General features: G+C 41.3%; 1 protein-coding gene. It reads left to right on the top strand.

Annotation, left to right across the window (positions count from 1 at the left end):
* Window positions 1–509 (top strand): hypothetical protein (locus G7034_RS09795; RefSeq protein WP_166400786.1); only part of this gene is annotated, 509 nt, incomplete at both ends.

Here is a 509-nt window from a genome sequence, read left to right as displayed (position 1 = left end):
TCACCACAAACCATTTACGCCGAGGTTGTAAACACAGACAATGAATGTCCATCCTCAACGCAAGTCACTTTTGAAATTACTGTGAATCCATTACCTTTAGTTGATATTTCTAACATGGATGGTTCGGTGATTTGTATTGACCGAGAAACTGGTGAAATTGTTTCTGCACCAACCTTAGATACAGGGTTAAATGCCAACGATTACGAATTTGAATGGTTCTTGGATGGCGATGAATTAGCCTTTACAGGAAGTGCATTAACCGTGGAAGAACCAGGATTGTATGAAGTAATTGTGGTAGATATTTCCACCAGTACCCAAACCGAATGTGAACGTTCTTCCTTTGCAGAAGTCATAGAAAGCTCAGGCGTTGAATTTGACGTCAATGTATTAAGCGCCGCCTTTGATGGAAGTCACAGCCTAGAAATTACCAACATTCAAGGCAACGGCGAATTTGAGTTTTCTGTAGATGGCGGTCCTTGGGTAGCTCAAGACGGACAATCAAGTTTAAT

The sequence above is a fragment of the Psychroflexus maritimus genome, from assembly GCF_011089875.1.
In the GTDB taxonomy this organism is placed as follows: domain Bacteria; phylum Bacteroidota; class Bacteroidia; order Flavobacteriales; family Flavobacteriaceae; genus Psychroflexus; species Psychroflexus maritimus.
Note: the sequence above shows the minus strand (reverse complement) of the source record. Positions and strands in the feature narration are given on the sequence as shown.